The organism is Mesorhizobium carmichaelinearum (genome assembly GCF_900199455.1).
GTDB lineage: Bacteria > Pseudomonadota > Alphaproteobacteria > Rhizobiales > Rhizobiaceae > Mesorhizobium > Mesorhizobium carmichaelinearum.
The window spans coordinates 82,497-91,450 of record NZ_FZQR01000015.1; the positions used below are offsets into that span (position 1 = coordinate 82,497).

Genomic DNA, 8,954 nt, shown 5'->3' on the forward strand with positions numbered 1-8,954 from the left:
CGGCTGGCCTGTATATTACTGTGATGATGACCCCAGGATCAGATTTGGTCTTGGGGTTTACTTTGTTTGGTCTAGAGCATGATGCCGAAAAGTGTGAAGCGGTTTTCGGACGATATCATGCTCCAGCTCCAATGCATGTCACCTAAAATTGGCCTCGGTTTGCGAGAACGACATGCATAAAACAACGACCTAAAGCGCGTCGCATGAATCCGTTCAGACGCGACGAGCCTTAGCGTTCAGCCCGATCAAGGAAGGTCGCTATATCGCCGGGCAGGCTGCCGGTTTCGAGGAATGGCGCGTGACCTTGGCCGTCGACCGTGATCGTTTCCATCATCGGATGGTGCTCACGCATCTGCCGCATGGTGTCCGCGGAGAGCAGTCTCGAATTGGCGCCGCGGATGGTGAGCAAGGGAATGGCGGCCAATGTGTCGAACTGCGGCCACAGGGCGGGCAATGGCTGCGACAGGTCGAGATTGGCAACCGTGTCGACCAGTTTCGGGTCAAAATCCGGCAACAGCCCTTGATCCGTGTCGCGGTAGAGCGCCGACACCATCCGTGTCCAGTCGACGTCGGTGAGCACGGGAAAATCCTTGCCGTGAACGCCGCGCTGGGCATCCACCGCCTCGGCAAAAGTTTTCGGCTTCGGCGCGCGTTCGAGATAGGTCTGGATGTGGGCGAGGCCGGCCGGCTCGATCACCGGCCCGATATCGTTGAGAACAATGGCTTTCAGTGCGGCCGGCCGCAGCGCGCCAAGCACATGGATGATCAGTCCGCCGCGCGAGGTGCCGATGAAAGCCGCCTCCTCGATGCCGAGTGCGGCCAGTCCGGCAAGGATGTCGCCAGCCTCGACGCCGACATTATAGCGGCTGACGTCGGGATCGTGGGCCGATTGTCCGCGTCCGCGATAGTCGAAGGCAACCACCTTGCGCGCTACCGGGGATCGCGTCGAAAGATACAGTGCCAGCTGATGAAAATCCCGTGCATTGCGGGTCAGGCCAGGCAGGCAGACGACCGGCCAGTGTTCGGAATTCGCTTCGCCATAGACGCGCGCATGAAGTCTCAGCCCGTCTGGCGCGGCATGGAAGAAGTCGGAAAAACCTTCGATGCTCGACATCTGGACACGCCACCTTCTCGCTGCGGGATTGTCTCGGACTGCTACAGGTGACAGTGGGAGTGGTCAAACAGAAGGCGCCAACGCGCGGAGAATCTTGGAGATGTCGGAGGGACAGAGGGGGCGCGTGCAGGTCCGCCAGCCTTTGGCTAATCTGTCACCGCTTCGGTCAGCTGCGTCCGTTCACGAGGTCGCCGACAATGTCGTATTTGCCGGAAATGCGCATCTTGTAGACCTCGTAATTCTCCATCACGCGCTGCACGTAACTTCTTGTTTCCGTGTAGGGAATCCGTTCGATCCAGTCGACCACCGCATCGATGTCCTTGCCGCGCGGGTCGCCGTATTTCGCCACCCACTGGCTGGCTCGGTTGGGGCCGGCATTGTAGCCGGCGAAGGTCAGCACATAGGAGCCGTTAAAGCGATCGAGTTGCTCGCCGAGGAAGGCTGAACCGAGTGTCGCATTATAGCCGGCGTCGGTGGTCAGCCGTGCCTGCGAGAACTGCAATCCGGCCTTCTTGGCCAGTTGCCTGGCGGTTCCCGGCATCAACTGCAGCAGCCCGCGCGCGCCGGCACTGGATACGGCGCCGACGTTGAATTCGCTCTCTTGCCGGGCAATCGCATAGGCCAGTGCCTTGCCCGAGCCGGAAATATTGGCCGAATCGGGGATGACGCCGAGCGGGTGCGACAGCGCGCCGACATCGATGCCGCGTGCCCCGGCGATCTTGCCGACCTTCAGCGCCATGAAATGGTTGTCCTGCTTTTCGGCAAGGACGGCGAGCAGCGCCAGTTCGCCCGGGCTGGTCAACTGGCCGGCAAGGTCGCGATAGAGCGTCTCGGCATAGCGGTCATAGCCAGCCTCCTGCAGCCGCTTGATGGCGCTGACGGCTTCGCGGCCGGCAAAATTCTGCCGGTCGGCGGCACTTGGCGTGGGATAGACGATGTTGAGCGCCTGCCTGCCGACACGTTCGGCGGCAAGCTGGCCGTAAAAGGTCGTGCCGTAAGTGGCGGCGCGCCCAAAATAGTCCTTGGCATTGCCGGGACCGCCGACTTCCGCCGCGCGGCCGAGCCAGTAATAGGCGCGCGACAGGGTCATCGGCCCCTGCGCGAGGTCGGCAATGCGCGAAAAATGCGTCGCGGCAAGCTTGGGGTCGTTCAGGCCGCGCAACGCATACCAGCCGGCATGGAACTCCGCCTCCGCTGCATTGGCAGCACTTTCGGCGGCATGCGTGGCGACGATCTTGTACGCCGTTTTCATGTCGCCCTGGTCGACCAGTTCGCGCGACAGCACGCGGCGCTCGACCCACCACGCGTCCGGATCGACCAGAGCCTCGCGGTCCGTCGGCGCCTTCATCACAGCGGCGGCGGCGCCGGCAAAGTCCTCCTGCTTGCGCAGATATTCGGCCTGCGCGAAGAAATAGCCGGCCGAACGCTGGGATGCCGGGACTGCCTTCAAAAGTTTCAGCGCATTCTTGTCGCCTCTGTCGGCCGCGGCCCAGGCCTCGGCAAACTGTTGAGCGCCGGCAAGGCCGGCAAGGCGCAGCGCGGAATTCATCCGGTCGGCATAGAACATACGGTCCATGCGAAAACGGTGGTCGGCGGCAGGGATCAGACTGCCGAATTCCTTGATCAGCGCCGTCTCGTCCTTGGCTTCCAGGATCGTGGTGCGCCAGAACGGCGACAGCACCGAGCGTGCCGCCTTGACATTGCCCGTCGCCATATAGGCGCGGGAGAGAACCATGACGCCTTCGAATGTCTGCGGTTGGCTGCCGTCGAATGCGGCAATGACGATGTCGGGGGCGGGGTTCTCGCGATAGAGCGCGCGCTCGCTGTTCTTGCGCAAGGCAATGGTGCCCGGCCAGTTGGGCAGCATCTTCGCGGCGGCGGCGATGTCGCCGCTCGGCACCTTGTCGCCGCCGTAAAGTGCGATCGCCCAGGCCAGTATATGCTGGTCGAGCGATTGAGCGGGAAGCGTGTCGCGCACGCTACGGGCGGTAGGAATGTCTCCGGCCGCCAGTGCGTCCAGCCCGCTTTTCAACAGTGCAACGCTGGGCGTGGGGGCCTGCTGCGCATTGTCCTGCGGGCTCGGCATCGGGATCGCCGAGGTGACCCGCGCATCGACGCTGCCGCTGATCGCCACGCCGGGCATCAGCGCAGCGATGGCACCAAGCAGCGCGAAGAGGTGGGGCCGACGGGTCGGCATGATCTCGTGTCTTTCCCTAATCCAGCATTCTACCAGCCGGCGAAGATGCCTCGAAGCCTAAACTTAGGTCGTGAAGGGCTCGTAAACAAAGAGTTATCGAGGCCGTTCGAATTGCGCTTGCTGGCACCATGGCAATGCTTGCCGCGCAACCATGTCGAGACTATGGTGCGCCGCTTCGCTTTCGGTTAGAAGGCGCGCAAGACTAGACACCGATGCATGTCGCCCAAAAGTGGATACCGGTTTTGGGGCAACGACATGCATAAACCAAAGATGCATGTCGCCCAAAAGTGGATACCGGTTTTGGGGACAACGACATGCATAAACAAACAAGTCCCAAGGAGTTGGACGACATGCTGAGAGGCTCGCTTACTGCGCTCGTGACACCGTTCGAAAAGAGCGGGCGTTTCGACGAGAAAGCCTTTCGCGCGTTTGTCGAATGGCAGCTCGCAGAAGGCACGACAGGCTTGGTTCCCGTGGGCACGACCGGCGAGTCGCCGACGCTGTCGCACGATGAGCACCGCCATGTCGTCAAGGTCTGCATCGAGGTGGCCAAGGGCCGCGCTCCGGTCGTCGCCGGCGCCGGTTCCAACAACACCGCGGAAGCCGTCGGCCTTGTGCAATATGCCGAAAAGGCCGGCGCCGATGCCGCCCTGGTCGTCACGCCCTATTACAACAAGCCGACGCAGCGTGGCCTCTACGAGCATTTCGCCGCCGTCGCCAGGGCGACCAAGCTGCCGATCATCATCTACAACATCCCGCCGCGCTCGGTGATCGACATGATGCCGGAGACGATGGGCCGGCTGGCGCATGACTTCAAGAACATCGTCGGTGTCAAGGACGCGACCGGCAAGGTCGAGCGTGTGTCCGAGCAGCGCATGACCTGCGGCAAGGATTTCATCCAGCTTTCCGGCGAGGATGCCTCGGCGCTCGGCTTCAACGCCCATGGCGGTGTCGGCTGCATCTCAGTGACGTCGAATGTCGCACCACGGCTCTGCGCCGAATTCCAGGAAGCCACGCTGTCCGGTGACAGCGCCAAGGCGCTGGAATTGCAGGACCGTCTCTTGCCACTGCACAAGGCGATCTTCCTGGAGCCTGGCGTGTCCGGCGCCAAATACGCGCTGTCGAAGCTCGGCAAGGTCGAGAATGTGCTGCGGTCGCCGCTGGTCACGGTCGAGGAGTCGACAGCGGCGAAGATCGATGCGGCCATGAAGCACGCCGGCTTGATTAATTGAGGATGAGGCGCCACCTCTCCACATCATGAATCAAGTCAGAAAAGCCGATCCCAACAACAAGACCGTTGCGGAAAACCGCAAGGCGCGGTTTTCCTATGAGGTACTCGACACGATCGAGGCCGGCCTGGTGCTGACCGGCACCGAGGTCAAGTCGCTGCGCCAGGGCCAGGCCAACATCCAGGACAGCTATGCCTCGGTCGAGGGCGGCGAGATCTGGCTGATCAACTCCTACCTGCCGGAATATCTGCAGGCCAACCGCTTCAACCACGAGCCCAGGCGACGCCGCAAACTCCTGCTCAACAAGCGCGAGATGGCCAAGCTGTCGCAGAGCGTCGACCGCGAAGGCATGACGCTGGTGCCGCTGAAAATCTATTTCAACGATCAGGGCCGCGCCAAGCTGCTGCTCGCCGTCGGTCGTGGCAAGAAGCTGCACGACAAGCGCGAAACCGAAAAGCAGCGTGACTGGTCGCGCGAGAAGGGCCGGCTTCTCAAGGAGCGCGGGTGAGGAGTGGTCCGCGAAGCGGACGAAAAGCCAACGATTTGGCTTTTCGAGCTACGAACGCCCGGAGCCATAGCGAAGGGCCGGGCATCGGGCGGTAGCCCTAGAAAAGCCAAGTGTTGGCTTTCAAGTTTCGAACAACCGGAGCCTGCAAGTACCAGAGAGGATAGCCTTGAAGAACCGGATCATCCTCTGGGGGTCGGTCAGTCTGGTTTTTGCAGCGATGGTGGTGGCCGGCGGCTTCTTCTATTTCCACACCTATTCTCCCGACCGTAGCAAATATCCGGTCAGGGGCATCGACGTTTCCCATCATCAGGGCCAGATCGACTGGCGACGCGTTGCTGCCGACGATGTCGCCTTCGCCGTCATCAAGGCGACCGAGGGCGGCGATCATGTCGATCGCGCCTTTGCCACCAATCTGCGTGAGGCTCGCGCGGCTGGCATCGCCGTCGGCGCCTATCATTTCTTCACCTTCTGCCGGCCGGGCGCCGACCAGGCGAAGAATTTCATCTCGGTCGTGCCGCAAGATCAGCCCTTGCTGCCGCCGGTCGTCGACATCGAGTTCGGCGGCAATTGTCCGCAGCGTCCGTCGCCCGAACAGTTGAATGCCGAGCTCCAGGCTTTCCTCGGCCCCGTCGAGGCGGCGTTTGGCAAGACGGCGATCGTCTATCTGACCGATGAGGCAGAGGCCGCCTATGCCGGGCAGATCGCCGCGCGCCCGCTCTGGCTTCGCTCGCTGCTGATGGAGCCGGACCGCCACGACTGGGTCTATTGGCAATACCACAACAGGGGGCGCGTGGACGGTATTGTGGGTGACGTCGACCTCAACGTTTTGCAGGGCGGGCCGGAGAAATTGGCGGCGCTGCTTGCATCGGCGCGTTGAGGTCTTTCGGCCGAAGCGATCGGGTCACGCGTCCGAATCAGTTTCTTCGAAAATCGAACTATGCTGTTGCAAATATTGACGATCCGGCTGCTGCCGGCATCGTCAAACCACGTGGTTGCACGTCCCGCCATTGCTGAGCAGCTGCCGCCGCTTCAAGCCGCGGCCTGGGATATCTCCGGCGCTAGCGTCACATTCGCATCGCCCCACACTTTCAGGGCGGTGATCACCGGTTCCAGGCTTCTGCCGCGCGGCGTCAGGCTATATTCCACCTTCGGCGGCACTTCCGGATAGATTTTGCGAGCGATCAGCCCATCGGCTTCCAGTTCGCGCAACTGGTTGGTCAGCATGCGTTGCGTGCAGTTCGGAATGCGCCGGCGGATCTCGTTGAAGCGCAGCGTGCCCTCGAACAGATGGTAGAGCACAACGCCTTTCCACTTTCCGTCGATATAGCGGAGCGTTCCCTCCACCGTGCAGCCGGGGCTGCAATCGAATCGCTCATGGCGAATGCGCGGCATGACGGTATCCTTTTCGACACTATGTGCTTTATATGTGCATTCTTGCGCTTCGCGCACATAATCCGCATCTCTGCCCCAGACAAAGCTCAACAGCAATCGCGGAGATCGAAATGCGCGCCGTCGGCTATCAAATCCCAGCCCCCATCACCGATGAGGCTTCCCTTGTCGATATCGACCTGCCCAAGCCGGAGCCGAAGGGCCGTCAACTGCTGGTCGAGGTGAAGGCGATCTCGGTCAATCCGGTCGACACCAAGATCCGGAAAAGCGCGAAACCCGAAGCCGGAAGCTGGCGCGTGCTTGGTTGGGACGCCGCCGGTCGGGTCGTCGCCACAGGTCCAGACGCCAGCCTGTTCAAGTTCGAAGACGACGTTTTCTATTCCGGTGCGCTCGCGCCGCAAGGCACCAATGCCGAGTTCCACCTTGTCGATGAGCGCCTTGTCGGCCGCAAGCCCGGCTCGCTCGACTATGCGCAGGCGGCGGCACTGCCGCTGACCGCGATCACCGCCTTTGAGGCGCTGTTCGACCGCCTTGACGTGAAGAAGCCTGTGGTTGGCGCCGCGAATGCCATCCTGATCATCGGCGGCGCCGGCGGCGTCGGCTCGATCGCGGTCCAGCTAGCGCGCCAACTAACCGATCTGACGGTGATCGCCACTGCATCGAGGCCTGAGACACGCGACTGGGTGCTTGGGCTTGGCGCCCATCATGTCATCGATCATTCCAGGCCGCTGGCAGCCGAAGTCGCGGCACTCGGCATTGGCGCACCAGCCTTCGTGTTCTCGACAACCAACACCGACCGGCATTTGGCCGAGATCGCCGAATTGATAGCTCCGCAAGGCCGGTTCGGCTTGATCGACGATCCCCAGACGCTCGACATCAATCCGTTCAAGCGCAAGAGCGTTTCGGTCCATTGGGAACTGATGTTCACCCGCTCGCTGTTCGAGACGCAGGACATGGCCGCGCAGGGCGAGCATCTGAACGAGCTGTCGCGGCTTGTCGACGCCTGCACCATCCGCACCACTTTGGGCGAGACGTTCGGTCCGATCAATGCCGTCAATCTGAAACGCGCCCATGCGCTGATCGAGACCGGCAAGGCCAAGGGCAAGATCGTACTGGAAGGTTTCTGATGGACGGCGTTATTTCCGCAGGAACGCCGCGATCTCGCTGAACACGTTGACGAACATCTCTTCCGTCAAAACGCCGGTGTTGGTGTTGTAGCGCGAGCAGTGATAGCTCGAAAACAGCGTGATGCCGCCGGCCGGCAATTGCCCGCCATGTTTGAACGGATGGGCAGCAACGCGCCCGCCGAGCGCGCGCACGGTGGACTGGTGCGCGATCGATCCCAGCGCCAGCACGGCGCGCAGGTTTGGGAAGCGGGCGATCGTCGGCACCAGGAATGTCCGGCAGGTGGAGATTTCGGCGCCGACCGGCTTGTTCTCCGGCGGCACGCAGCGCACCGCATTGGTGATTGCCGTGCCGACGAGCTCCAGCCCGTCATCTGGCCGCGCTTTGAACTCGCCACGCGCAAAACCGTGCGCGATCAGCGTCGAGTAGAGCAGGTCGCCGGCATAGTCGCCGGTGAAGGGGCGCCCGGTGCGGTTGGCGCCGCGCAGGCCAGGCGCCAGCCCGACGATCAGAAGCTGGACGGTATCCTCGCCCTGCGGCGGCAGGAAGGTTGGCACCGGTGCGTTGAACCAGGACGGCTCGCGCTGCCGCCACTGCGCAATGAAATCATGCAGCCGCGGGCAGAGCGGGCAGTCGTGGTTCGGTTCGGACGTGGGGAGGGCGGTCAAGGCGACCGGCCTCAGTAATCGTCCTCGTCGACTTCAGCCGGTTCGGGCCGGCGCACGGGCCGCTCGGAAGGATCGCGGCCGACTTCGTTCTTCAGCGTCGTCAGGTCGATGAAATGGTCGGCCTGGCGGCGCAGATCGTCCGAGATCATCGGCGGTTGCGAGGCCATGGTCGAGACGATCGACACTTTGCGGCCACGCCGCTGCAGCGCCTCGACCAGCGTGCGGAAGTCGCCGTCACCGGAGAAGATGACATAGTGGTCGACGACGTCGGCGAGCTCCAGCGCATCGACGGTGAGTTCGATGTCCATATTGCCCTTGATCTTGCGACGGCCGGTCGAGTCGGTGAATTCCTTGGCCGGCTTGGTCACCACCTTGAAGCCGTTGTAATCGAGCCAGTCGATCAGCGGGCGGATCGAGGAGTATTCCTGATCCTCGACCAGCGCGGTGTAATAATAGGCTCGCAACAGATAGCCGCGCTTCTGGAAGCTCGACAAGAGCTTGCGATAGTCGATATCGAAGCCGAGCGCCCGCGACGTCGCATAGAGATTGGCGCCGTCGATGAACAGGGCGATTTTTTCACGAGGGTCGAACATGGAAAATATTCCTTTTCGAAAAATGCGGCCGTCTAAACGAAATGCGGTAGCGCTATCGGTCAGGCTCATAATAAACCGGCTGACCTTGTCCATCCGAGATAACGCCAGTTTGCTGGCAATCCAAGGCGTGA

Annotated in this window: 9 protein-coding genes; 4 read left to right on the top strand and 5 right to left on the bottom strand. The window is 62.0% G+C overall.

Annotated elements, in window-relative coordinates:
* Positions 1-229 precede the first annotated feature (229 nt).
* Together CKW40_RS28855 and CKW40_RS28860 are read right to left on the bottom strand one after the other, a co-directional pair.
* Positions 230-1,114, bottom strand: a complete 885-nt coding sequence (locus CKW40_RS28855; protein WP_095203230.1) for an alpha/beta fold hydrolase — start codon at positions 1,112-1,114, stop codon at positions 230-232.
* Between the two features lie 166 nt (positions 1,115-1,280).
* Positions 1,281-3,311, bottom strand: a complete 2,031-nt coding sequence (locus CKW40_RS28860) for a lytic transglycosylase domain-containing protein (protein WP_095203231.1) — start codon at positions 3,309-3,311, stop codon at positions 1,281-1,283.
* A gap of 350 nt (positions 3,312-3,661) precedes the next feature.
* Between CKW40_RS28860 and dapA the strand changes: the two genes are divergently transcribed.
* The 3 genes from dapA (at position 3,662) to CKW40_RS28875 (ending at position 5,925) form a co-directional block, all read left to right on the top strand.
* Entirely contained in the window at positions 3,662-4,543 is an 882-nt protein-coding gene (gene dapA, locus CKW40_RS28865; protein WP_095203276.1) for a 4-hydroxy-tetrahydrodipicolinate synthase, read from the top strand.
* Between the two features lie 25 nt (positions 4,544-4,568).
* Positions 4,569-5,048: an SsrA-binding protein SmpB gene (gene smpB / locus CKW40_RS28870; RefSeq protein ID WP_006202221.1), complete on the top strand. Its 480-nt coding sequence runs from the start codon at positions 4,569-4,571 to the stop codon at positions 5,046-5,048.
* Positions 5,049-5,214: 166 nt separating this feature from the next.
* Positions 5,215-5,925: a glycoside hydrolase family 25 protein gene (locus tag CKW40_RS28875; protein WP_095203232.1), complete on the top strand. Its 711-nt coding sequence runs from the start codon at positions 5,215-5,217 to the stop codon at positions 5,923-5,925.
* 152 nt (positions 5,926-6,077) lie between these two features.
* On the opposite strand, the gene CKW40_RS28880 is transcribed toward CKW40_RS28875, so the two are convergent.
* Complete coding sequence (locus CKW40_RS28880) at positions 6,078-6,440, bottom strand: winged helix-turn-helix transcriptional regulator (RefSeq protein ID WP_179298153.1); 363 nt, start codon at positions 6,438-6,440, stop codon at positions 6,078-6,080.
* A 110-nt stretch (positions 6,441-6,550) separates the two neighbouring features.
* Here CKW40_RS28880 and CKW40_RS28885 point away from each other — a divergent pair, with 110 nt between their 5' ends.
* A complete protein-coding gene (locus CKW40_RS28885) occupies positions 6,551-7,564 on the top strand; it encodes a zinc-binding alcohol dehydrogenase family protein (protein WP_095203233.1) in 1,014 nt (337 codons plus the stop codon).
* A 9-nt stretch (positions 7,565-7,573) separates the two neighbouring features.
* Here CKW40_RS28885 and CKW40_RS28890 read toward each other — a convergent pair whose 3' ends face one another.
* Positions 7,574-8,230, bottom strand: coding sequence for a uracil-DNA glycosylase (locus CKW40_RS28890; RefSeq protein WP_095203234.1), 657 nt, complete (start codon positions 8,228-8,230; stop codon positions 7,574-7,576).
* Positions 8,231-8,241: 11 nt separating this feature from the next.
* Positions 8,242-8,823: a LabA-like NYN domain-containing protein gene (locus CKW40_RS28895; RefSeq protein WP_010915096.1), complete on the bottom strand. Its 582-nt coding sequence runs from the start codon at positions 8,821-8,823 to the stop codon at positions 8,242-8,244.
* Positions 8,824-8,954: the final 131 nt, after the last annotated feature.

What these genes read in the sequence shown, in the direction of transcription:
- CKW40_RS28855 (WP_095203230.1), bottom strand. Translation starts at nt 1,114, where the DNA reads ATGTCGAGCATCGAAGGTTTTTCCGACTTCTTCCATGCCGCGCCAGAC.
- CKW40_RS28860 (WP_095203231.1), bottom strand. Translation starts at nt 3,311, where the DNA reads ATGCCGACCCGTCGGCCCCACCTCTTCGCGCTGCTTGGTGCCATCGCT.
- dapA (WP_095203276.1), top strand. Translation starts at nt 3,662, where the DNA reads ATGCTGAGAGGCTCGCTTACTGCGCTCGTGACACCGTTCGAAAAGAGC.
- smpB (WP_006202221.1), top strand. Translation starts at nt 4,569, where the DNA reads ATGAATCAAGTCAGAAAAGCCGATCCCAACAACAAGACCGTTGCGGAA.
- CKW40_RS28880 (WP_179298153.1), bottom strand. Translation starts at nt 6,440, where the DNA reads ATGCCGCGCATTCGCCATGAGCGATTCGATTGCAGCCCCGGCTGCACG.
- CKW40_RS28885 (WP_095203233.1), top strand. Translation starts at nt 6,551, where the DNA reads ATGCGCGCCGTCGGCTATCAAATCCCAGCCCCCATCACCGATGAGGCT.
- CKW40_RS28895 (WP_010915096.1), bottom strand. Translation starts at nt 8,823, where the DNA reads ATGTTCGACCCTCGTGAAAAAATCGCCCTGTTCATCGACGGCGCCAAT.